This is a genomic window from Rhizobium binxianense, assembly GCF_028994275.1.
Classification (GTDB): Bacteria; Pseudomonadota; Alphaproteobacteria; order Rhizobiales; family Rhizobiaceae; genus Rhizobium; species Rhizobium binxianense.
On the sequence record NZ_CP118713.1, the window covers coordinates 2112734 to 2133512 of the forward strand.

Consider the following 20779-nt stretch of genomic DNA (forward strand, 5'->3'; position numbering starts at 1 on the left):
AAACGGCAATGCAGAAACGTGAACTCGGAAAGAGCGGACTTCGTGTCTCGGCCATCGGTCTCGGCTGCATGGGACTGAGTTATGGTTATGGCCCGGCAACAGCGATTCCGGAAGCGATCGCGCTGATCCGCCGCGCATTCGAACGCGGCGTGACCTTCTTCGACACCGCCGAGGCCTATGGTCCCTACAAGAACGAAGAGCTTCTCGGAGAAGCCCTGGCGCCCTTCCGCGACGAGGTGGTGATTGCCACGAAATTCGGCTTCAACTTCGATGCCAACGGCGGCCAGAGTGGCATGAACAGCCGGCCGGAGCAGATCCGCGCGGTGGCCGACCAGGCGTTGAAGCGTTTGAAGACCGATGTCATCGACCTCTTCTATCAGCATCGTGTCGACCCCGATGTCCCGATCGAAGATGTGGCCGGCACGGTCAAGGCGCTGATCGCCGAGGGTAAGGTCAGGCATTTCGGTCTCTCGGAAGCGGGCGCCCAGACGATCCGCCGCGCCCACGCCGTCCAGCCGGTGACGGCGCTGCAGAGCGAATATTCGCTGTGGTGGCGCGAACCCGAGCAGGAAATCCTGCCGGCGCTCGAAGAACTCGGCATCGGTTTCGTGCCCTTCAGCCCGCTCGGCAAAGGCTTTCTCACCGGCGCGATCAGCGAGACGACCACCTTCGACAGCAAGGACTTCCGCAACATCGTGCCGCGCTTTTCACCAGAAGCGCGAAAAGCCAACCAGGCGCTCGTCGATCTTCTCGTAGAGATCGCCAGGCGCAAAAACGCCACCTCGGCCCAGATCGCCCTGGCCTGGCTGCTGGCGCAAAAACCCTGGATCGTGCCGATCCCCGGCACCACCAAGCTGCATCGCCTCGAGGAGAACATCCGGGCCGCCCAGGTCGAACTGACGGCCGAGGATCTCGGCAATATCGAAAGCGCGCTCGCCACCATCAAGGTGGAAGGCGATCGATATCCCGCGCATCTGCAGGCAAGGGTTAACCGCTGAGAAAAGAAACGACCGCCATGGTTTGCGGTCGCTTCTTCATTGATCGCATCATCGTCTCGGCGCCGGCGCATTCTCCTGGAAAGCCGGGATCGCCTCGAGCCTGCCCACAATCTCCGCGATATTGGGCCACCGGGCGAGATCGAAGCCCATGCGCCGGGCGCTGATCGCCTGCGGGAAGAGAAAGATATCGGCAATACCAGGCCGGTCGCCGATGGCGAAGGCGCCTTGCCTGCGGCCGGCGATCATCGTCTCTACAGCGGCCATTCCCTCGCCGACCCAGTGACGGCTCCAGGCGGCAATGGCATCGGCATCCGCCTGGAAGGCCGTTTTGAGGTGCAGGCCGATGCGTGGCGGCAGCAGCGCATGGATCTCGGCTGCGATTGCAAGCGCGATCGACCGCGCCAGCGCCCTGCCCTCCGCCGTGTCGGGCAGCAGCGGCGGTTCGGGGTGAAGTTCGTCGAGATATTCGACGATCGCCAGTGACTGGGTGATGAGAACGCCGCCATCCGTCAGCAAGGCCGGCACCAGCCCTTGCGGATTGACGCTGCGATATCCGGCCTGCCGGCTCTCGGCCTCTTCGCCGAGGATGGTCACCGGCAGTGTTTCCGCCGTCAATCCCTTCAGGGCGAGCGCGATGCGGACTCGCGACGTCGCCGAGGAAATTTCATTCTGATAGAGCTTCACGGTCTTTCTCTCCCTGGTGACTTTAAAAGGGGGCCTGGAACGGCGGCCGCTCCCCGGATGACGACGCTGCGGATGCTGCCGTTATGAGGCCCGCTAGCGGCGAAGGCTCCTGCGAGCTTACGTCGTAGATGCAGGGCGCGGCGAAAACCGTCGCGCCCAGAATGCAGATGATCATCAATCTCATCAAATCCTCCATCGACGAGGCCCGATCGGCCTCGTCCTGTTTGCTTTCGGCTCCTGTTCCCTGCCCGCCGCAACCAATGGCCGGCGAGAAATCCATCCATCAGGCAACGGTCAATTCGACATGGATATTGCCGCGCGTGGCCTTCGAATAGGGGCAGGTCTGGTGAGCCTCCTCAATGAGGGCTCGTGCCACATCCGCTTCGATCCCCGGCAAGCTGACCTTGAGACGGGCCTGCAGGAAATAGCCGCCATCGGCCGTTCCCAAATCGACCTCGGTGTCGACGGCAAGATCGGCGGGGAGCCTGACCTTTTGATTGGCCGCGGCAAAGCCGATCGCGCCGATGAAGCAGGCAGACCAGCCGGCGGCGAAAAGCTGTTCGGGATTGGTGCCGGCGCGGTTGCTGCCCGGAGGCGAAAGCTTGATCTCCAGCTGGCCGTCGTCGCTGTGCGACGCGCCGTCGCGCCCGCCCGTCGTGTGGGTCTTGCCGGTATAGAGAACCTTGTCGATCTTTGTCATGGAACACTCCTTTTGTTGCGTCGCTCCAGGCGACTGCCGCGCTGCGCGGCCGGGTTGACGGAGTGTGGTTTGACCGACGGATATATCCGCCATGTTTCCGAAATCGCCCGAAATGTCACAAAACGTAGCATCCGAGATCGAAGACATCTTTACATACAAACATCTCGAAATTTTGCGGTGACTGCCGACGTCAACGAATGGTGACTTCCGCCGCCAGACCGCCACCGGCGCGATTGTAGAGCCGGAGCGATCCGCCGATCTTGGCCGTCAGTTGCTGGGCGATAGCAAGACCGAGACCGGTACCGCCGGTCTCCCGGTTGCGGGATTGCTCCAGCCGGAAGAAAGGCTGCATGGCGGCTTCCAGCATATCGTCCGGAATTCCCGGGCCGCGATCCATGACCGATATGACGATATCGTTTTCGGCGCTACGCTCGACGCTGATCTCGGCAGCGCCTGCAAACTTCAGCGCATTGTCGACGAAATTCGACAGGATGCGACGAAGCGCATGCGGCTTGGTGAAGGCCGCACCCTGAACCAGGCCGACGACGGTGACGGCCTTTCCGGTATCCTGGTAGTCATAGGCGATGCTGTCGATGAACGAGGCGAGATCGATCCGGGCGTTCTTCTCGCCGTTGCCATGCGCGCTGCGCGCATAGGCTATTCCGTCCTGAACGAGACGCTGGATCTCGCCGAGATCATGCACCAGCTTGTCCTTCTCCGGCGAATCCTCCGCCATGTCGGCGCGCAACCGCATGCGGGTGATCGGCGTCTGCAGATCATGCGAGATGGCCGCCAGGATCTGGACGCGCTCTTCGAGGTAGTGGGCAATCCTCTCCCGCATCTTATTGAACGCTCTTGCCGCATGCGCGACCTCGCTCGGCCCCGCCTCGCTCAAGGCCGGACCGTCCTTGTTCGGGTCGAGAGCATCGGCGGCGGCGGCAAGCTCGCCGAGCGGCCGGATCGCCTGGCGAACCGCAAACCAGGTACAGAGGATCAGCAGCGCCATCTGGACGATGAAGACATAGGGCAGCCACGCGGCGATCGGCATGACGCCCTTAGGCGTGACGTCGATCGTCAAGGGGCTTCCGTCGCTCAGCGTCAGATGCGCCTGCAACCGGTTCACATCGCCAGGAATTCGTTCGATCCGGATCGGAAAGCGGTGCCCGATAGCCTCCTCGATCTCCCCTGAGATTTCCGCCCCTTTGCTTGATGTGTCAGGCACGCCGGGAAGGCCGGGCCCGAGCACGAAACGATAGTTGCCGCGGCCAAGCCGGTCCAGGAGACCGCCGCGTTCGCCTGGCGGAAGCCGGTCGAGAACGGCAATCGAGGTCGCGACGTCGTTCTCCAGCGTGCCGAGCATCACTGCTTTGGCCGACATATAGCGCTCCATATAGAGCACGCTGAAGGACAGGCCGTAGGCCAGCGCCAGTCCGATCAGCAGGATCAGGAAGATCCGCGACCGCAACGTGCTCGGCCACATCAAACCCGAGAACAAGGGTATCCCCGCCCTCATTGGCGCAGCTCCGAGATTTCGACCGGAACCGAAAACACATAACCTTCGCTCCGCACCGTCTTGATGTAGGTCGGTTCGCGTGCATCGTCGCCCAGGCGCTGGCGCAGCCGGCTGACCAGGAGATCGATGGAACGATCGAACAGATCGGCGTCGCGGCCCTGTGTCATGCTCAGAAGCTGGTCGCGATTGAGCACCCGCTGGGGGTGGTCGATGAAGACGCGAAGCAGACGGTATTCGGCGCCGCTCAGCGCAATCGCGGTCCCTTCCTTGTCGAGAAGGTGCCGGGCGACCGTATCGAGCCGCCAGTCGCCGAAGCTCAGCAACTGTCCAGCCTCGCTGATCTGCAGATTGGGCGGCAGCATCCGCGTCCGCCGCAGCACCGCCTTGATGCGGGCGAGCAGCTCACGCGCGGCAAAGGGCTTGGCAAGATAGTCGTCGGCGCCCATCTCCAGGCCGAGGATCCGGTCCATCTCGTCGGTGCGGGCCGTCAGCATTAGGATCGGGATCGCCTTGTGCCGGCCGGAGCGCAGTTCGCGGCACAGCACCAGCCCGTCGTCGCCGGGCATCATCACATCGAGCACGATCAGGTCGACCGCATTGGCCTCGAGAAAACTGCGCATCTGGCGCCCGTCCGCGGCAACGCTCGTCCTCAGACCGTTCTTCTGCAGATAACCCGAGACCAGCTCGCGGATTTCGCGATCGTCGTCGACGATTAGGATGTGATCGACATGATCCATATGTCCATGTTCCCTTACCGATAGAAGGGCCGCGCCCTCCTCCTCGACATCGAGGCGGCTGACGCGACCTACGCATATTCGGCCGGCCGGAGCAACGATGCTCTGCGGCCGGCCTCATCGATCAGAAGCGATCGACATCGATGACAGCCTGTGCGAAGGCCTGGGGCGCCTCCTGCGGCAGGTTGTGGCCGATGCCGCCGCCGATCGTGCGATGCTCGTATCTGCCGGAGAATTTCCCGGCATAGGCGGAGGGCTCCGGATGCGGCGCACCGTTTGCATCGCCCTCCATGGTGATCGTCGGCACTGATATCATCGGCAATGCGGCAAGCGTCTTCTCATAGGCATCGTATTTGGCCTCACCTTCGACAAGTCCCAGGCGCCAACGATAGTTGTGAATGACGATGGCGACGTGGTCGGGATTGTCGAAGGCGGCGGCCGACCTGTCGAATGTCGCATCGTCGAAGTTCCACTTCGGCGAAGCCGTCTGCCAGATGAGCTTTGCAAAATCATGGGTATTGCTCTCGTAACCCAGACGACCGCGTTCGGTGGCGAAATAGAACTGGTACCACCAGGCAAGTTCGGCCTTCGGCGGCAGCGGCTTCAAGTTGGCCTCCTGGCTGCCGATCAGGTAGCCGCTCACCGAGACCATCGCCTTGCAGCGCTCCGGCCAGAGCGCCGCCATGATGTTGGCGGTTCGCCCGCCCCAGTCGTAGCCAGCAATGACCGCCTTCTCGATATCGAGCGCGTCGAGCAGCGCGATCATATCGGCAGCCAGCGCTGACGGCTGGCCGTTGCGCGGCGTCTGGTCGTCCAGGAAGCGGGTCGTCCCGTAACCGCGCAGATAGGGCACGATCACCCTATAGCCTGCCGAGGCAAGCAGCGGTGCGACATCGACGAAACTGTAGATGTCATAGGGCCAGCCATGCAGCAGCAATACGACAGGGGCATCCGCCTTCCCCGCCTCGGCATAGCCGATGTCGAGCACGCCGGCCTTCACCTGCTTCAGCGCTTCGAAGGATGTATTGGTTCCGGCCTTCGCGGCAGGCAGAGATATGGCAGGCGCCGATTGCGCGGCGGCCGTGCCGGCCACGCCGAACTCGACCGCAGCAAGGGCGACTGCCGTCATCCCGAAAAAGCGGCGGCGGTGATGGTTGATTTGCTCTGACATCGGTCTCTCCTGTCGAATGGATCACGGTGCTGATATGAGTTGGCGCTTGTATCCCCCATATGTCGCGGGCCGTCGGTTTTTGAATGCGCATGTAACTTCCGGCCGCCGCGATACATTCTGATACAATCGTGCCGACCGAGCAAAGCCTCTCACCGGCCACGGCGCTTTCGCCACAGGCCACCGCCGGGCGGCAGTTTGTATCGCTTTGTATCGCCCGCCCCGGCCGCAATAGTTCGGTACATTTCCCCGCCAAACCGGACACATCGAGGATACGTCCGCCCGGCATATCCCCGCCATTGCTGGTTCAGGCCCCATCGCCGTCCAGAGCCCGATCAATCGGTTTCAAAGGAAACGATGATGACACTGCTGATCATTGCCTATCTCGGAGGCGCGCTGACGATCCTCAGCCCGTGTATCCTGCCCATCCTCCCCTTCGTCTTCGCCCGCGCCGGACAGCCCTTCGTCAGAAGCACGCTGCCGATGCTGGCGGGCATGGCCGCCACCTTCGCGCTGGTCGCCACACTTGCCGCAGTCGGTGGCAGCTGGGCCATTCGCGCCAATGAGTATGGCCGGCTTGCTGCGATCGTCCTGCTTGCCCTCTTTGGCGCAAGCCTGCTTTCACCGCGCATCGCAGGCACGCTTGCCCGGCCGGTCGTCGATCTCGGCAACAACCTTGTGAACGCTACGGGCAACGGACAAGCCGCGCCGACGGTTAAGAGCGCCCTTATACTCGGCGTTGCCACCGGCCTGCTCTGGGCGCCCTGCGCCGGGCCGATCCTCGGCCTTGTTCTGACGGGGGCGGCCTTGCAGGGCGCCAATCTACAGACAACCTTGCTGCTGATCGCCTATGCCGCCGGTGCTGCGACTTCACTTGCCGTCGCCTTGCTGGTCGGCGGTAGGGTATTCACCGCCATGAAGCGTTCGCTGGGCCTCGGCGACCGGATTCGTAAAGCGCTCGGCGCTGCCGTGCTGGCGGGCGTCGCCATCATCGCGCTCGGCCTCGATACCAGCCTGCTCGCCCGGCTCTCCTATGCCAGCACCGCATCGCTGGAACAGGCCGTGCTTGACAGGCTACACGCAAAGCCGCTGAGTGGCGCATCCTCCGAGCTGGCGAGCAACGGCATGGTGATCGCCGCGGCCGATGCGAAGAGGCCTTTCCGCAGCGATTTGCCCGTCGAAGGCTATGCGCCTTCGCTTGACGGTGCCGTCGAGTGGCTGAATTCCAAACCGCTGACCACGGAGCAGCTGCGCGGCAAGGTGGTGCTCGTCGATTTTTGGACGTATTCCTGCATCAACTGCATTCGCACGATCCCCTATGTCAGGGCCTGGGCGGAAAAATATGCCGATCAGGGTCTCGTCGTGATCGGCGTCCACGCTCCGGAATTCGCCTTCGAAAAGAAGATCGACAACGTCAGGAAGGCGGTCAGCGACTTCAAGCTCGGTTATCCCGTCGCGATCGACAATGATTACAAAATCTGGCGGGCCTTCGAAAACAGCTACTGGCCGGCCGGCTATCTCATCGACGCCGAGGGCCATATCCGCTATCGCCATTTCGGCGAAGGCAACTATGTCAGGACCGAAAAAGCCATTCAGGACCTGCTGCGCGAGGCCGGCAGCCATATGCCTTCAAGTGCGCCGGTCGCACCGGATGCCAAAGGCGTGGAGGCAGGTCCGGACCTTGGCAACATCCGCTCCGGCGAAACCTATCTCGGCTACGAACAGGCGGCGAATTTTGCCTCGCCCGAAGGGCTGCAAGCCGACGCGCCCCATAACTATTCGATCGCCGAACCCGGCCTCAACGGCTGGGGCCTGTCCGGAACCTGGACCGTCGGCAAGGATCAGGCGACGCTTGATCAGGCCGGCGGCGGCATTACCTATCGCTTCAGCGCCCGCGATCTGCATCTCGTTCTCGGACCCGGCGCCAACGGCAAACCGATCCGCTTCCAGGTGACGGTCGACGGCAAGGCGCCCGGGCCGGACCACGGCTCCGATATCGATGCCGATGGCAAAGGCACGGTGATCGCCACAAGGCTTTACCAGCTCGTCCGCCAGTCCGGCACGGTCGGCGCCCGCAATTTCGAGATCCACTTCCTCGATTCCGGGGTGCAAGCCTACGCCTTCACCTTCGGCTGAGCCGCAGACTGATCAATTCCGACCCTCAACAACGACCAAAGGAGTCATACCCATGAGCAGACGTCTTCTTTTCACGGCAGCCCTTGCCTTCGCCACCACCGCCATCGCCTGTGCAGCAGAGGCTGCCGCGGTGAAGAACATCGTGATCGTCCACGGCGCATTGGCCGACGGCTCGGGATGGCGCAAGACGACCGAGATTCTCGAAAAGCGCGGCTTCAACGTCACCATTGTCCAGCAGCCCATCACCTCGCTCGACGACGATGTGGCGGCGACGAAGCGCGTTCTCGACCTCCAGCAAGGACCGAGCCTGCTCGTCGGCCACAGCTATGGCGGCATGGTCATTACCGAAGCCGGCAACGATCCCAATGTCGCAGGCCTCGTCTATGTCGCGGCCTTCCAGCCCGACAAGGGCGAAAGCCTGCTCGGTCTCGCCAGCTCGAAGCCCGCCGGCAGCATGGATATCAAGGAAACCAAGGACGGCAAGTATCTCTATCTCGATCCGGGCGCCTTCGCCGCGGCTTTCGCCGCCGACCTGCCGAAAGCCGAAGCCGCTTTCATGGCAAGATCACAGGTCTTCGCCTCGAAGCAGGCTTTCTCGGCCAAGATCACCCAGCCGGCATGGCGGACAAAGAAAAGCTGGTCGATCGTTGCCACCGAGGATCGCTCTATCAATCCCGAGCTGGAGCGTGACATGGCAAAACGCGCCGGCAGCGACGTGACCGAGATCAAGGCCAGCCACGCCGTCTTCGCCTCCCAAGCGGAAAAGGTCGCCAATGTAATCGAAAAGGCAGCCAAGCAGGCCGGTGGGTAGAGGAGACGAAGCGCTGCTCCGAGTCTCTCCTCCCCAGCCGGGAGAAGAGGGAGCAAGAAAAGTGCCCCTCCCCACGAATGGAGAGGGGCAACGCTATTACTGGTTGGCTGCGACCGGGCGGACCAATGCGGTGACGCGGCGGATGGTCACGCGGCGGTTTTCCTGTTCGGGGCCTGCCGTGTTGACCTTCAGATACTGCTCGCCGTAGCCCTGCGTTGCCAGGTTCTCCGGCGGAATGCCGTAGACATCGGAAAGCACGTTGGCGACCGATTCGGCCCGCTGGTCGGAGAGAACCAGATTGCTCTGTTCAGTCCCGACGGCATCCGTATGGCCCTCGATCAGGAAGGTCTCGCTCGGATCCTTCTTCAGCACCTGGCTGATCGCGTCGGCGACCTTGCGCAGGGTGCGCGCCTGGGTCATCGGGATCTCGGCGCTGCCGGTCGCAAAGGTCACCGTGTCGAGGTCGATGCGGCGCACCTTGTCGCGGATACGGGCGGAATATTTCACCTCGTCCAGCGAATAGACACGCTCCACCGGCTCGACGGGCGGCTCGCTCAGGAACTCGTAGTAATCCCGGTCCGGGTCGCTGCGGGTGTCGATGATATAGTCGCTGAGCGGCACGCGCAGCCGCATCGGCGGCAGGTCGGCGCCCGGATCCTCGAAATAGTCGCGGTCCGGATCCTCATAGAGGTCCTGCGAGTAATAGAGCACGTGCTCGCGTCCGCGGGCATCGACGCGCGACCGCTGGATGATGTCACCGTAGCGATTGCGGATCGTGACGATGCGGTAGCCCTCCGGCCGCATGATCGTCTCACGGTAGCGATCGCCCGACAGTTCCTCGTAGGTCGGCCGCTCGCCGTCACGCAGGAACCGCCTGTCGTCGTCGCCGCGTACGATCACCCGGTTATCGTACTGGATGATCACCCGGCTGTTGTCTTGGCTGTCGCTGAACTGCGCACCATCCGGGCGGGCAAATCGCGGCCGCTCATCGAGCTTCCTGCCCTTCTCGCTGGTCACAGCTTCGAGCTTGACCGGCGCCGGCGCTTTGGCGCCGGTAGCGGCCTGCGCATCGGCATCCGAGGTCGGCACCTTGACGTCCTGGCTGTCGGCGCGTTGCCTGTCGCGGTCGCGGCGGCCTTCCCGGCCCTTGCTGCGGTCGGCATCCTTGTCGCTATCGAGTACGGCAGCACCGTTCTCGACCGGCAGCACGACGGTCTCATTGCTCTTGGCCGGATCTGCGGCAATCTTCTTGCGGCGCTCCAGCTCCTCGGGCGATGCTTTTTCAGGCGCCGGAATGGCCTGCTCCACCTGCTGGCCGCCGCTGGCATCCGGCAGCGGCTTGGCAGTGTCGGTCGCCGGCGCGGCCGGCTGCTCGCCGGCGGGCTGTTCACCGGCAGGTTTTGCCGCGGTGCCGTCCTTCGGCTTCTCTGCGGGCGCGGCTTCCGGGGCGGCCGCCTTGTCTTCGGTCGTCTTGCCTTCGATCGTTTTATCCGCGGGTGCTGCGGCCTCGCCCTTTGTCGGCTTCTTTTCGGCCGGCGCCTCGGCGGCAGGTTTTGCCTCCGGCTTGGCTTCGGGCTTGGCTTCAGGCTTGGCCTGCTCTTCGCTCGGCGTCACCGCGTCGGGAGCGGCAGTCTCGGTCTTGCCTTTGCCTTTATCCCGGCCCTGGGCCTTATCCTGCCCTTTTTCCCGCTTGCCGCCTTCCGGCTTGGCTTCAGGTTGTGTCTGTTCCGTTTCCGGCTGAGCTTTGTTTGCTGCCGGCTGCTGTTCGGGCTGCGGCTGAGCCTCCGGCTCGGCCTGCTGGGCTTCTGGCTTCTTCGGCTTCCTGGGCTTTTCCTGCGTTACCGGCTGCTCTTCCTGCTGCGGCGCGGCCTCCGGCTTTGCCTCGGGCTGGGCCTGTTGTTTGGCCTTCCGCTCGGGCTTGCTTTCAGGCTGCTCCGCAGGCGCGGCCTTGGGTGCTTCCGCCTTCGGCGCTTCCGGCTCTGCCTTGGGTTCAGGCGCTTCCTTCCGCTCGGCCTTCGGCTTTTCGGCGGGCGCTTCCTGCTGCGCCGGCTTCTCAGCGGCCGGCGCCTGTTCAGCCGGAGCCTCTTCCTTCTGCTTCTTCTTTTTCTTCAGCAGTTCCTCCTCGGAAGGCGCGTCCTGCGCCACCTCGAAGCTGCCCTGTTCGACCTGCCGCATAGCCGCAGCCTGCGTCTCAACGCCGTGCGCAGCCGCCATCGCCGAGACCGGCTGCAAAGCCAGCGAGAAGGAAAGCAGCGGAAAAGCTGCGCTTGCGAACAATCTTGATTTCATGCCCATCGGGTTTCCTCGATCCTGTTTGAGCTTCCTGAAGGCCGACAGGCCCTGGTTCCGCCCCTAGCGTTGCAATGAGGCGAAATGGCAATCGCCGAGTCGCCGATTTGTTCCGGTTCTAGGAAGCCCGAGATTAACCTCGCGTGAATGTTGCAATCTGCCGGCGTTCATCTCGTCCGTTATTTGCACGCTCAATTGCGATGGGATTTGTGTTGCAATTCCATGAAAAAAAGTCTGATTATCGCCGCAAGGCGGTCTTGGACCGTTGAGCTGCGGCCGTCAGCCCACGAGAAAAAGAGCGACGGCTACCAACAGAGAGGATCTTCATGCATATCTCCACCCGTATTTTCGCGGCAGCCTCGATCGCGGCGATATCCCTTTTCGCCGGTTCGGCCATGGCCGATGGCGAGAAGTATGTGATCGGCACCGATTCGACCTATCCGCCCTTCGAATTCGTCGATGCCAGCGGCACGATCCAGGGCTTCGACATCGACATCACCAAGGCACTCTGTGCCGAGATGAAGGCCGAATGCTCCTTCGTCAGCACCGATTGGGACGGCATCATCCCGGCACTCAACGCCAAGAAATTCGACATGATCGTTTCCTCCATGTCGATCACGCCGGAGCGCCTCAAACTCGTCGACTTCTCCAACAAGTACTACAACACCCCGCCGGCCGTTGCCGTGCCGAAGGATTCGACGATCACTGACGTTGCCGGCCTGAAGGGCAAGGTGATCGGTGCGCAGACCTCGACGACACATGCCAACTACGCCGAGAAGCATCTCGCCGACACCGAGCTGAAGCTCTATCCGACGGCTGACGAATACAAGCTCGACGTTGCCAGCGGCCGCGTCGATGCCGTCATCGACGACGTCGTGGTGCTCTCCGAGTGGGTCAAATCCGACGCCGGCGCCTGCTGCAAGATCCTGACGACCCTGCCGGTCGACAAGGAAATCAACGGCAACGGCGCAGGCATCGCCATTCGGAAGGGCGATCCGCTCAAGGAAAAGCTCAACACCGCGATCGCCGCGATCCGCGCCAGCGGTGAGTACAAGAAGATCCAGGACAAGTACTTCGATTTCGACGTTTACGGCGAATAAGAAATTCGTTATCTGGCCGATGAAAGCTACTGCATAATTCCTTAAATCGGAATCGATTTAAGGATAAAATTATGCAGCCATTCAAAATGTTACAGCGTCCTTTGCGCGTCTGAAAAGACGCGCGGCGGTGTAATGGCGGAAGGCTTGCTCTTCCGCCATTTTTGTTTGACAAAGGTGGCAAGATCAAAACGGCAAAAGCCGTGAGGGGAATTCTCGCATGGGCGGATTGTTTTCCGCGCTTGGCTCCTTCTGGAGCTCACTTGTGCACATTTTCGATCCGCTATGCGGACCCGTTGGCATCTTTACCTGGTTTGGTCAGTCGACGCTTCTTGCGTGTGGCGATACCGGCTGGGGCGACGAGATCGCGCTCGGCTTGCAGGTTACCGTTTCGGTGGCGATCGTCACCTTGCCGATCGGCCTCATCATCGGTTTTCTCGTGGCGCTGGGCCAGCAGTCCGAGGAAAAGCCGCTGCGGCTGGCGGCCGGCATCTACACCACGATCTTCCGCGGCCTGCCGGAGCTTCTGACGCTCTTCATCATCTATTACGGCATGCAGATGCTGATCCAGTCTTTGCTGACCTTCGTCGGTTATGACGGACCGCCGGTCGAGATCAACGCCTTCTTTGCCGGCGTCATCGCGCTTTCGGTGGTCTTCTCCGCCTATTGTTCGGAAGTGCTGCTCTCGGCCTTTCGCGCCATTCCCAAGGGGCAATATGAGGCGGGCGACGCGCTTGGGCTGCATCACGGCCGCACGCTGCGCCTGATCATCCTGCCGCAGCTCGTGCGCATCGCGCTGCCGGGCCTGACGAACCTCTGGATGGTGCTCCTGAAGGACACCTCCTACGTCTCGATCATCAGTCTTGCCGATATCCTGCGCCAGACGAGCGTCGCAGTGCGTGTTACCAAGGAACCCTTCTTCTTTTATGGCCTGGCTTGTTGCCTCTATCTGGTGCTCGCCGTCCTCTCCTCCTTTCTGCTTGTCTATGTCGACCGCTGGGCCAAGCGTTCGGAGGTCCGGCGATGAGCTACGCTGAAACATTGATCCCGCCGCAGCCCGCGCCCCGTAAAGTGGCCAAGCCGATAACGACCGCCCGCCTCGCCGGCTATATCTTCGTTGCTATTTGGGCGCTATTTGCCGCGCTGCTGGTCTACACCGTCATCAATGGCTGGGATCTTGAGAAGTTCACCCGCTACGGGCCGCGCTACCTGCACGGTCTCGGAATAACACTGAGCCTCGTTGCCATCTCCGTCGTCTGCGGCGCCCTGCTGTCGCTGCCGCTCGCCATGGCGCGCCTGTCGAGCAGCCGGGTGCTGAACTGGCTGGCCTACGGCTACATCTACTTCTTCCGCGGCACGCCGCTGCTTGCCCAGCTGTTCCTGGTCTATTACGGCCTCGGCATATTCCGGCCGCAGCTGGAGGCCGTCGGCATCTGGTGGTTCTTCCGCGACGCCTGGTATTGCGGCCTTTTTGCCATGACCATCAATACCGCGGCCTACCAGGCGGAAATCCTGCGCGGCGCTATCGAAAGCGTACCGCACGGCCAGCGCGAGGCGGCCGCGGCACTCGGCATCCACAAGTTCATCGCCTTCCGCAAGATCATCCTGCCGCAGGCTCTCATCGTCGCACTTCGCCCTTATGGCAACGAGATCATCCTGCTGATCAAGGGCTCGGCAGTCGTCGCCATTATCACTGTGCTCGACCTTATGGGCGAAACCCGCTACGCCTTCTCCCGCACCTTCGACTACCAGACCTATCTTTGGGCGGCGATCTTCTACCTCTCCATCGTCGAGGCATTGCGCCATCTCTGGGCCTGGATCGAGCGTCGCCTGACCCGGCATCTCAAGCGCTGATGCGTGACAGCCAAACGTGTGTCGCGGTTTTGGGATAACGGCATGCATTGACAAGAAGCGACTGGCAGCACTCTCTGCATCGTGCTGCCAAGCCTTTGATATTAAAAATCAATTGTTCTTTCATGAGGTATCTGTAAAGTTTCCGTTAACCACTCGCATGTTTCCATATCACGTGGCGCTGATAAGCGCGCGAGTGGGAACGAGAAGAAGCGGAATACGATGCACAAGGACATGGAAAAACAACTGCAAGGCTACGGTCTAACGACAGCCCAGATCCTCTACCACCTGCCGGATCACCCGGCGATCCTGCAAAGCTACGTCTGGCAGGAGTACGATCTCGCCCCCGATTTTCCCGAAATGCGCGGCTTCCTGAAATTCTGGGAAGAAAAGCTCGACGGGCCCTTGCATTCGGTGCGCTACGTCCACCGCAAGCTGATCTCGGCAACCGAGTGGCGGGCGCTGAAAGGCGAGTTCATCCTGCACTGATCGGAGCTCGCTACGTCAGACATGCGCCTCGCCATGACCGAATTCGCCTTCGTCGCGGTCCGGGCGAAGCGCGAAAGCGAGCATGCCGAGATAGAAAACGACGACGGTGGCAATGACGGCAAGGCCGGGAACCGGCCCGAGCACGGCATTGTCGATGACATAGGCCCATGACTGCGCCTGAAGCCCCGGCATGCCCTCCGTCTGCAGTTTCGGCGTCGAGATCTTCAGGCACCAGGCGAGCAACAGGATGAAATACATCCAGCCGTAATTGCGTTTGAGCCGGCGATGCATCGCCTCCTGATAGCTGAGCAGGAAGCGCGGTTTGCGCAGGCTGCGGGCGACCACCATCGCCCATTCGCCGCCGTTCCTGGCCTCGGGCGCCAGAATCTCGGCGAAATAGCAACGCTCGATCTGGCGGATGCGGGCGCGGTAGATATCGAAGAAACGGTAGCGCCGCGCCTCGATCATCAGCAACAGCGTCACCAGCATCATCCCGAAAAGCAGCACTCCGTGATGCGAGGTCGGCGTCGACAGCGACACCGAGAGCAGCGCCGCGACGACGGTGATCGCCCAGTTGGAGGTCCGGTCGATGCGGTCGCGCCAACTCGTCATCCGTCCGAGTTCGCCGCGATAATAGTGAATGAGCGTGTTGGTAACCTCGCCCGGTGTACTTGGCAGTAGCAATGGCCGCGCCCCCTCTCCTTCCCGTACCGATGACGTCTTGTCTTCCTCCATTTTCATGGCTCGTTCCTCCCTTCGTCTTCTTTTCGGCCATTCTGCGCCTGCAAACGCGCCATTGCAAAACATCGAAAGCGGCCTTAGAGCCATGCCTGAAACAAAGAGACGGTGAATTGCGATGGCAAAGAAGATCGACGAAGAAGCCCTCGGTGAAGCCTATAACCGCGCGCTGGCGCTGGAAAAGGCCGGCGATGTCGACGCGGCCGTGGCAGCCTATGAGGAAGTCCTGGCAATCGACCCCGACGATCACGGTGGCGCCGCCGTGCGCATCGCCGCGATGGGTCGCGGCGAAACACCGGTCAGGGCGCCCGACGCCTATGTCGAGACCTTGTTCGACCAGCATGCCGAGGTTTTCGAGGACGTGCTCGTCGAGCAGCTCGGCTATCACGTGCCGATGCTGGTGCGCCAGCGACTGCAGGCGCTGAAGCTCGGGCCGTTCAAGCGGCTGCTCGATCTCGGCTGCGGTACGGGCCTGACCGGCGGCGCCCTGCGCGATCTCTGCGCTGACATGACCGGCATCGATCTATCGGAGAAAATGGTCGAGATCGCCCATGAGAAAGATCTCTACGAGACGCTCTTCGTTGCCGAGGTCGAGGATTTCCTCGACGACAACGACGAGGAAGCCTTCGACATCATCACCGCCACCGACGTGCTGCCCTATCTCGGCGCGCTCGAACCGCTGTTTTTCGGCGCCGCCGAGAATCTGGCGCCGGGCGGCCTGTTCATCTTCTCGTCGGAGACCCTGCCCGAGGAGACCCTCGCCGGCCGCGCCTACATGGTCGGCCCGCACCAGCGCTTCGCCCATGCCGACGCCTATATGAGAGAACGTCTGGCAGCCACCGGTTTCGAACTTGTCGAAATAACCGATATCAACGTGCGCATGGAAGACGGCCAGCCCACTCCCGGCCATCTGGTGATCGCCAGATATATCGGCTGACGGAATAGTTGCGCGATTGGCAAAGTATCCGTTGCGCAATTTCTTCCGACCTGATACTTAGTCGATCGGTAAAGTTTACCGCAACGATAGGAAAGGTCGCCGCATGTCGCTCGTTTTCTATGGACATCCGCTCGCCTCCTTCTGCCACAAAGTGCTGATCGCGCTTTATGAAAACGGCACGCCATTCGACAATCGCATCGTCGATCTATCCGACGAGAACTCGCGCGCCGATCTCTTCCGCTTCTGGCCGATCGGCAAGATGCCGCTGCTCAGGGACGAGGCGCGCGACAGCACCATTCCCGAGACCTCGATCATCATCGAATATCTCGAGCACTATTATCCCGGCCCCGTTCGCCTGCTGCCGCTGGAGCTCGACCGGGCGCTGCAGGTCCGCCTCTGGGACCGGTTCTTCGACCACTATGTCCAGACGCCGATGCAGGCGCTCGTCAGCAATCGCCGGCGCCCCGAGGGCACCGCAGACGAGATCGAGATCGGCGCCGCCAGGGCGATGCTCGCCACCGCCTATGCGATGATCGAAAAACAGCTCGCCGACAAGCCGTGGATCACGGGCGACGACTTCACGATGGCCGATTGCGCCGCAGCGCCCGCCCTCTTCTATGCCGAGACGCTGGTCCCGCTTTCACGGGATCAGCCGAACCTTCGTGGCTACTACGATCGGCTGCTGGCGCGCCCGTCCTTTGCAAGGGCGCTGGAAGAGGCTCGCCCCTACTTCAAATTCTACCCCTATCACGACAGGCTGCCGGCCCGCTTCCAGGATGCGGCGGGATGATCGACAGCCAGGCCGATCTCGACCGCATGTTCCACGCGCTTTCCGACCGCAGCCGCCGCGGCATGATCGACCGCCTCGGCCGCGGGCCGGCTTCGGTCACCGAGCTGGCAGCGCCGCTTGCGGTCGCCCTGCCGACGGTGATGAAACATCTCCAGGTTCTGGAGGAGAGCGGCCTCGTGTTCTCGGAAAAATCCGGCCGGGTGCGGACCTACCGCCTGCAGCAGGATGCGCTTGCTGCCGTCGAACGCTGGGTGGAACAGCGAAAAACCCGCTGGAGCGCCGCCTTTGACAGGCTGGATCAATATCTCGCTGAGGAAAAGGAAACGCTTCCCGAATGACGACACGATCCGCCGAACACGCCACTTTCATCATCGAGCGCCGCCTGAAGGTGCCGATCGCCCGGGTCTTCCGCGCCTGGTCGACGCCGGAGGCCAAACGTCAGTGGTTCGCCTGCCACGGTGAATGGGTGCAGCTGGACTACCGGCTCGATTTCCGCCCGGGCGGCACGGAAAGGAACCACGTCGCCGATACCGACGGCCTCCTGCACGCCTACGACGCCCATTATATCGATGTCGTGCCCGATGCCCGCATCATCTATGCCTATGAGATGAAACTCGGGCAAACCCGCATCTCCGCCTCCCTCGCAACCGTCGCTTTCGAAGCCGAACCCGCCGGCACCAGGATGGTCTTCACCGAGCAGGCGGTCTTCCTCGACGGCTACGCCGACAATGGCGCCCGCCTCCAGGGCACCCAGATCGGCCTCGATAATCTCGAACTTTTTCTCGAGCGCGAGGCAGGCCCGATCCATTAGGCGATCTTGGCCTCAGCCGCTTGATTTCTTTCGGGAACCGGCAGCCTTTGCTGAGCTATTCAGCCCTGCGGCGGCGCGAATAAGCGCCTTCAACGCCTCCTCGTCGATCTCGTCACCCTCATGAAAATCGATGGCGCGCCTGGTGTTGCCTTCGAGGCTGGAGTTGAAAAGGCCCGAAGGGTCTTCCAGTGAGGCGCCCTTGGCGAAGGTCAGCTTCACCGCGCTCTTATAGGTCTCGCCGGTGCAGATGATGCCGGAACGCTCCCACACCGGAACCCCTCGCCACTTCCATTCCTCGATCACCTCCGGCTCGGCCTGTTTGATGAGCACTCGAACCCGGGCGAGCATCGCGCCGCGCCAATCGCCGAGTTCCTTGATCCGGTCGTCGATTCGTTGAGAGGGAGAAGCTCCCTCGTTTTCGTCCCCGGCTTCACCCTTCTTCATGGTTACCGTCGCTTTCTTCATGATTGTCCCGCCCCTCGCTCCGGTGCTGAAACCTAACGTCCGCTTACATCCGTTCGCCTGGCAATCGGCTGGCCTGCTCCACCCAGGCGGCGATCTGGGCCTCGTCGAATGGGTCCTCCTCGCGGATATCGAGATAGCGGACCTCTTTCTGCTTGGATTCTCCTGGCGGCAGGGGATGCAACGACGTGCCGCGAAAGAAAGCCAGCTTGACGTATTTCGTAAAGCAATGAACACCGAGGAACCAGCCCTCACCCTCGATGCCGTAGAAGGGCGAGTTCCATTTGATCGCCTTATACACATTGGGCACGGTGCGCGTGATCAGCGCATCGAGACGACGACCGATGTCGCTCTTCCAGCCCGGCATGGCGGCGATATAGGCCTGCACCGGAGCATCGCCATAGCCCTTGGGAATCTGAGGATTGCCGCCCGAGAGAAGGGGTGGTTCACCACTGGCCGGCCTGACGGCGGCCTTCTTCGTGACTTTCTCCCCGATCTTAGGCGTCTTGCCGGTCATCGCCCTTCACTCCCATCCGCCGTTGCGCTCTGCCCAAGGGCAGCATGAACAGGTAAAGACCGGTCACCAGAAGCAGGCCGAGCGGCAGCATTGCCAAGACCCCGCCCAGCAGGAGCCCCACCCGGACGGCCGATCTCTGCTGCACCATGGCGATGATATTGGTGATGGCGGCCAGCGTAAAGGCAATGGAAAGCCAGCGGTGGATCCGCCGAAAGCGGGTTCCACTTGAATGCGACCTCCTCCTCTTGAAAATGGACGATCCGCGCGACAGCCTCACGCCAGCCGCGCCAGCACCTGCTCCAGCTTTTCGAAGAACTGCGGCCAGCCGCTCCTGGCGCCACCATAGGCCTGCCGCTGATCCCGTCCGAAGCCCGATTGCTCCATGCGCAGATGTGTGCCGCCGCTCGTCGGCGTGAGCGTCCAGGTGACGACGGTTTCGAGGCCATAGGCGTCCCAGCTATAAGCGAGCGTCTTGTTCGGCTCGACCTCCAGCACCCGGCAATCGACGGAGCCCCAATCGGCATTGAAGTTGAAGCGATGGTCGACGATCGGCTTAAAGTCACTCTTCATCAGCCACTCCTCAATCAGATGCGGCTGGGTCAGCGCCCGCCAAATCTTCTCGGCCGGAAAAGGAATGTCCCGTTCGATGACAACGGAACGCGTTTCGGTCGATATATCGGTCATTGATCCATCCTCTTCAGCAAATCCTCAAGGGCATCGAAACGGCTTTGCCAGAAGCCCGCCATCTCGCTTGTCCAGTCGATCAGCGGTGCCAGCGCGCCGAGCTGCGCGCTATAATGCGTCTGCCTGCCTTCGTGGCGGTCGCGCACCAATCCGGCCTGCTTCAGGATACCGAGATGTTTTGAGACGACCGGTTGCGAGACCCCGGCTCCGGCGGTCAGAGCCCCGACCGTCTTCTCCCCTTCCCGGCACAGCCGCTCGAAAAGAGCCCGCCGGGTTGGGTCAGCGAGTGTTCTGAAGAGCACGTCCTGAGCGTCCGTCATCCAATCCATATCCCAGCGGCTATAGATTAACGCATAGCCATCAAGGTATGAGTGAGTCAAGCTTGGACCAAGGCGACTTGAGGCTATTATTGCCGAATTCCGCGCATGCAACGGCAGGCCTGGCAGAGACACGAAAGCCTCTCATAGCCAAACGAATATGCATTTTCACATTCGGTCATGGCCCGCGTCGACACATGCCGAGATCATGCGGCTTTGCCAACAGCGCTGGGATCAATGGCCGCCGTCGGTGCCGAGGATCGCGGCAAGCAGCCGGCCTTCGAGTTCGGCGAGGCCGGGATGGCCGTGCCGGCGGGGATGCGGATAAGGAATGGGAAGATCGAGCGCGATCCGCCCCTCGTCGAGCACGATGACCCGATCGGCGAGATGCACCGCTTCGCTGACATCATGGGTTACGAGCACGGCAGTGAATCCGAGTTCGCGCCACACGCGATTGATGAGTTCCTGCATGCTGATCCGCGTCAGCGCATCGAGCGCGCCGAGCGGTTCGTCGAGCGCCAGCACGCCCGGCCGGCTCACCAATGCCCGTGCCAGCGCCACACGCTGCCGCTGACCGCCGGAGAGCCGCGCCGGCCATTCGCCGGCCTTCTCCCCAAGCTGAACTTCGGCAAGCACGGCCTCCGTCGCCTTCAGCGCCGCCCGCCTGTCGATGCCGTCGCCAAGCCCAACCACCACATTGTCGGCGACGCTGAGCCAGGGCAGCAACCGCGGCTCCTGGAAGACGATACGCGCATTCGGGCTCGCCTGTACGCCGTCAGCATCCTCGAAATGCAATTCGCCGTCACTCGGCTCGTCGAGGCCCATCAGGATGCGCAGCAGCGTACTCTTGCCGCAGCCACTCTTGCCGATCGCGGCAACGAACTGGCCGGCCGGAATATGCAGGTTGATGCCGCGCAACACGCGGTTGGTCCCAAAACTCTTTTCAAGCCCCTTCAGGCTGATCGCCGCTGGCGCGATGCGCTCCGTCGCAGGTGCATAGGCTGGCTCAGCGGCGGCGACGTGAAAACGCTCATGCGCGATCGATGTCATCGC

Annotated in this window: 24 protein-coding genes; 11 read left to right on the plus strand and 13 right to left on the minus strand. The window is 62.1% G+C overall.

Annotated features, from left to right (window positions below; genetic code table 11):
• Positions 1 to 8: 8 nt before the first annotated feature.
• Complete coding sequence (locus PO860_RS10515; RefSeq protein WP_275035555.1) at positions 9 to 998, plus strand: aldo/keto reductase; 990 nt, start codon at positions 9 to 11, stop codon at positions 996 to 998.
• 48 nt (positions 999 to 1046) lie between these two features.
• Here the strand turns inward: PO860_RS10515 and maiA are convergent, their stop codons facing one another.
• The 5 genes from maiA to PO860_RS10540 all read right to left on the minus strand — a co-directional run bounded on the left by maiA (position 1047) and on the right by PO860_RS10540 (position 5800).
• The gene (gene maiA / locus PO860_RS10520) at positions 1047 to 1682 is read right to left on the minus strand and encodes a maleylacetoacetate isomerase (RefSeq protein WP_275035557.1); all 636 of its coding nucleotides are present in this window, start codon (positions 1680 to 1682) and stop codon (positions 1047 to 1049) included.
• Between the two features lie 283 nt (positions 1683 to 1965).
• The gene (locus PO860_RS10525; protein ID WP_275035559.1) at positions 1966 to 2382 is read right to left on the minus strand and encodes an organic hydroperoxide resistance protein; all 417 of its coding nucleotides are present in this window, start codon (positions 2380 to 2382) and stop codon (positions 1966 to 1968) included.
• A gap of 190 nt (positions 2383 to 2572) precedes the next feature.
• A complete protein-coding gene (locus PO860_RS10530; protein WP_275035561.1) occupies positions 2573 to 3895 on the minus strand; it encodes an ATP-binding protein in 1323 nt (440 codons plus the stop codon).
• Positions 3892 to 4632 carry a response regulator gene (locus tag PO860_RS10535; RefSeq protein ID WP_273883828.1) on the minus strand — a complete coding sequence of 247 codons (741 nt, stop codon included), beginning with the start codon at positions 4630 to 4632 and terminating at the stop codon, positions 3892 to 3894. The genes PO860_RS10530 and PO860_RS10535 overlap by 4 nt, the downstream gene beginning before the upstream one ends.
• Before the next feature lie 121 nt (positions 4633 to 4753).
• Complete coding sequence (locus PO860_RS10540; RefSeq protein ID WP_273880868.1) at positions 4754 to 5800, minus strand: alpha/beta fold hydrolase; 1047 nt, start codon at positions 5798 to 5800, stop codon at positions 4754 to 4756.
• A gap of 357 nt (positions 5801 to 6157) precedes the next feature.
• Between PO860_RS10540 and PO860_RS10545 the strand changes: the two genes are divergently transcribed.
• Both PO860_RS10545 and PO860_RS10550 read left to right on the plus strand, forming a co-directional pair.
• Positions 6158 to 7933, plus strand: coding sequence for a cytochrome c biogenesis protein DipZ (locus tag PO860_RS10545; protein WP_275038331.1), 1776 nt, complete (start codon positions 6158 to 6160; stop codon positions 7931 to 7933).
• Between the two features lie 52 nt (positions 7934 to 7985).
• Positions 7986 to 8744: an alpha/beta hydrolase gene (locus PO860_RS10550; protein ID WP_275035563.1), complete on the plus strand. Its 759-nt coding sequence runs from the start codon at positions 7986 to 7988 to the stop codon at positions 8742 to 8744.
• Positions 8745 to 8840: 96 nt separating this feature from the next.
• On the opposite strand, the gene PO860_RS10555 is transcribed toward PO860_RS10550, so the two are convergent.
• Positions 8841 to 11039 (minus strand): OmpA family protein, encoded by a 2199-nt coding sequence (locus PO860_RS10555; RefSeq protein WP_275035565.1) that lies wholly within the window; start codon positions 11037 to 11039, stop codon positions 8841 to 8843.
• Between the two features lie 320 nt (positions 11040 to 11359).
• On the opposite strand from PO860_RS10555, the gene PO860_RS10560 reads away from it, so the two are divergent.
• From PO860_RS10560 to PO860_RS10575, 4 genes are all read left to right on the plus strand, one after another.
• Complete coding sequence (locus tag PO860_RS10560; RefSeq protein ID WP_272782417.1) at positions 11360 to 12133, plus strand: transporter substrate-binding domain-containing protein; 774 nt, start codon at positions 11360 to 11362, stop codon at positions 12131 to 12133.
• Between the two features lie 217 nt (positions 12134 to 12350).
• Positions 12351 to 13157, plus strand: a complete 807-nt coding sequence (locus PO860_RS10565; protein ID WP_183607078.1) for an ABC transporter permease — start codon at positions 12351 to 12353, stop codon at positions 13155 to 13157.
• A complete protein-coding gene (locus PO860_RS10570; protein WP_183607077.1) occupies positions 13154 to 13984 on the plus strand; it encodes an ABC transporter permease in 831 nt (276 codons plus the stop codon). Before PO860_RS10565 ends, PO860_RS10570 begins: the two co-directional genes overlap by 4 nt.
• A 219-nt stretch (positions 13985 to 14203) precedes the next feature.
• Positions 14204 to 14470, plus strand: coding sequence for an usg protein (locus PO860_RS10575; RefSeq protein WP_085737484.1), 267 nt, complete (start codon positions 14204 to 14206; stop codon positions 14468 to 14470).
• A 15-nt stretch (positions 14471 to 14485) separates the two neighbouring features.
• On the opposite strand, the gene PO860_RS10580 is transcribed toward PO860_RS10575, so the two are convergent.
• On the minus strand, positions 14486 to 15211 hold the full coding sequence (locus PO860_RS10580) for a DUF2270 domain-containing protein (RefSeq protein WP_183607076.1): 726 nt from the start codon (positions 15209 to 15211) through the stop codon (positions 14486 to 14488).
• Positions 15212 to 15326: 115 nt separating this feature from the next.
• On the opposite strand from PO860_RS10580, the gene PO860_RS10585 reads away from it, so the two are divergent.
• From PO860_RS10585 to PO860_RS10600, 4 genes are all read left to right on the plus strand, one after another.
• Positions 15327 to 16145 carry a class I SAM-dependent DNA methyltransferase gene (locus PO860_RS10585; RefSeq protein WP_275035566.1) on the plus strand — a complete coding sequence of 273 codons (819 nt, stop codon included), beginning with the start codon at positions 15327 to 15329 and terminating at the stop codon, positions 16143 to 16145.
• Between the two features lie 103 nt (positions 16146 to 16248).
• The gene (locus tag PO860_RS10590; protein ID WP_183607074.1) at positions 16249 to 16935 is read left to right on the plus strand and encodes a glutathione S-transferase family protein; all 687 of its coding nucleotides are present in this window, start codon (positions 16249 to 16251) and stop codon (positions 16933 to 16935) included.
• A complete protein-coding gene (locus tag PO860_RS10595; RefSeq protein ID WP_183607073.1) occupies positions 16932 to 17273 on the plus strand; it encodes an ArsR/SmtB family transcription factor in 342 nt (113 codons plus the stop codon). The genes PO860_RS10590 and PO860_RS10595 overlap by 4 nt, the downstream gene beginning before the upstream one ends.
• The gene (locus PO860_RS10600) at positions 17270 to 17746 is read left to right on the plus strand and encodes an SRPBCC family protein (protein WP_275038299.1); all 477 of its coding nucleotides are present in this window, start codon (positions 17270 to 17272) and stop codon (positions 17744 to 17746) included. Before PO860_RS10595 ends, PO860_RS10600 begins: the two co-directional genes overlap by 4 nt.
• A 12-nt stretch (positions 17747 to 17758) precedes the next feature.
• Here the strand turns inward: PO860_RS10600 and PO860_RS10605 are convergent, their stop codons facing one another.
• The 6 genes from PO860_RS10605 to PO860_RS10630 all read right to left on the minus strand — a co-directional run bounded on the left by PO860_RS10605 (position 17759) and on the right by PO860_RS10630 (position 20776).
• Positions 17759 to 18211 carry a DUF1801 domain-containing protein gene (locus PO860_RS10605; RefSeq protein ID WP_183607071.1) on the minus strand — a complete coding sequence of 151 codons (453 nt, stop codon included), beginning with the start codon at positions 18209 to 18211 and terminating at the stop codon, positions 17759 to 17761.
• Between the two features lie 43 nt (positions 18212 to 18254).
• Positions 18255 to 18725: a DUF1801 domain-containing protein gene (locus PO860_RS10610; protein ID WP_183607070.1), complete on the minus strand. Its 471-nt coding sequence runs from the start codon at positions 18723 to 18725 to the stop codon at positions 18255 to 18257.
• Entirely contained in the window at positions 18706 to 18978 is a 273-nt protein-coding gene (locus PO860_RS10615; protein ID WP_272782704.1) for a hypothetical protein, read from the minus strand. Before PO860_RS10615 ends, PO860_RS10610 begins: the two co-directional genes overlap by 20 nt.
• A 20-nt stretch (positions 18979 to 18998) precedes the next feature.
• Complete coding sequence (locus PO860_RS10620; RefSeq protein WP_272782412.1) at positions 18999 to 19409, minus strand: SRPBCC family protein; 411 nt, start codon at positions 19407 to 19409, stop codon at positions 18999 to 19001.
• Positions 19406 to 19729 (minus strand): ArsR/SmtB family transcription factor, encoded by a 324-nt coding sequence (locus PO860_RS10625; RefSeq protein WP_183607068.1) that lies wholly within the window; start codon positions 19727 to 19729, stop codon positions 19406 to 19408. The genes PO860_RS10620 and PO860_RS10625 overlap by 4 nt, the downstream gene beginning before the upstream one ends.
• A 231-nt stretch (positions 19730 to 19960) precedes the next feature.
• Positions 19961 to 20776 (minus strand): ATP-binding cassette domain-containing protein, encoded by an 816-nt coding sequence (locus PO860_RS10630; RefSeq protein ID WP_275038300.1) that lies wholly within the window; start codon positions 20774 to 20776, stop codon positions 19961 to 19963.
• Between the last annotated feature and the right edge of the window lie 3 nt (positions 20777 to 20779).

What these genes read in the sequence shown, in the direction of transcription:
- PO860_RS10515 (WP_275035555.1), top strand. Translation starts at nt 9, where the DNA reads ATGCAGAAACGTGAACTCGGAAAGAGCGGACTTCGTGTCTCGGCCATC.
- PO860_RS10525 (WP_275035559.1), bottom strand. Translation starts at nt 2,382, where the DNA reads ATGACAAAGATCGACAAGGTTCTCTATACCGGCAAGACCCACACGACG.
- PO860_RS10530 (WP_275035561.1), bottom strand. Translation starts at nt 3,895, where the DNA reads ATGAGGGCGGGGATACCCTTGTTCTCGGGTTTGATGTGGCCGAGCACG.
- PO860_RS10535 (WP_273883828.1), bottom strand. Translation starts at nt 4,632, where the DNA reads ATGGATCATGTCGATCACATCCTAATCGTCGACGACGATCGCGAAATC.
- PO860_RS10540 (WP_273880868.1), bottom strand. Translation starts at nt 5,800, where the DNA reads ATGTCAGAGCAAATCAACCATCACCGCCGCCGCTTTTTCGGGATGACG.
- PO860_RS10545 (WP_275038331.1), top strand. Translation starts at nt 6,158, where the DNA reads ATGACACTGCTGATCATTGCCTATCTCGGAGGCGCGCTGACGATCCTC.
- PO860_RS10550 (WP_275035563.1), top strand. Translation starts at nt 7,986, where the DNA reads ATGAGCAGACGTCTTCTTTTCACGGCAGCCCTTGCCTTCGCCACCACC.
- PO860_RS10555 (WP_275035565.1), bottom strand. Translation starts at nt 11,039, where the DNA reads ATGGGCATGAAATCAAGATTGTTCGCAAGCGCAGCTTTTCCGCTGCTT.
- PO860_RS10560 (WP_272782417.1), top strand. Translation starts at nt 11,360, where the DNA reads ATGCATATCTCCACCCGTATTTTCGCGGCAGCCTCGATCGCGGCGATA.
- PO860_RS10565 (WP_183607078.1), top strand. Translation starts at nt 12,351, where the DNA reads ATGGGCGGATTGTTTTCCGCGCTTGGCTCCTTCTGGAGCTCACTTGTG.
- PO860_RS10570 (WP_183607077.1), top strand. Translation starts at nt 13,154, where the DNA reads ATGAGCTACGCTGAAACATTGATCCCGCCGCAGCCCGCGCCCCGTAAA.
- PO860_RS10575 (WP_085737484.1), top strand. Translation starts at nt 14,204, where the DNA reads ATGCACAAGGACATGGAAAAACAACTGCAAGGCTACGGTCTAACGACA.
- PO860_RS10580 (WP_183607076.1), bottom strand. Translation starts at nt 15,211, where the DNA reads ATGAAAATGGAGGAAGACAAGACGTCATCGGTACGGGAAGGAGAGGGG.
- PO860_RS10585 (WP_275035566.1), top strand. Translation starts at nt 15,327, where the DNA reads ATGGCAAAGAAGATCGACGAAGAAGCCCTCGGTGAAGCCTATAACCGC.
- PO860_RS10590 (WP_183607074.1), top strand. Translation starts at nt 16,249, where the DNA reads ATGTCGCTCGTTTTCTATGGACATCCGCTCGCCTCCTTCTGCCACAAA.
- PO860_RS10595 (WP_183607073.1), top strand. Translation starts at nt 16,932, where the DNA reads ATGATCGACAGCCAGGCCGATCTCGACCGCATGTTCCACGCGCTTTCC.
- PO860_RS10600 (WP_275038299.1), top strand. Translation starts at nt 17,270, where the DNA reads ATGACGACACGATCCGCCGAACACGCCACTTTCATCATCGAGCGCCGC.
- PO860_RS10605 (WP_183607071.1), bottom strand. Translation starts at nt 18,211, where the DNA reads ATGAAGAAAGCGACGGTAACCATGAAGAAGGGTGAAGCCGGGGACGAA.
- PO860_RS10610 (WP_183607070.1), bottom strand. Translation starts at nt 18,725, where the DNA reads ATGACCGGCAAGACGCCTAAGATCGGGGAGAAAGTCACGAAGAAGGCC.
- PO860_RS10620 (WP_272782412.1), bottom strand. Translation starts at nt 19,409, where the DNA reads ATGACCGATATATCGACCGAAACGCGTTCCGTTGTCATCGAACGGGAC.
- PO860_RS10625 (WP_183607068.1), bottom strand. Translation starts at nt 19,729, where the DNA reads ATGACGGACGCTCAGGACGTGCTCTTCAGAACACTCGCTGACCCAACC.
- PO860_RS10630 (WP_275038300.1), bottom strand. Translation starts at nt 20,776, where the DNA reads ATGACATCGATCGCGCATGAGCGTTTTCACGTCGCCGCCGCTGAGCCA.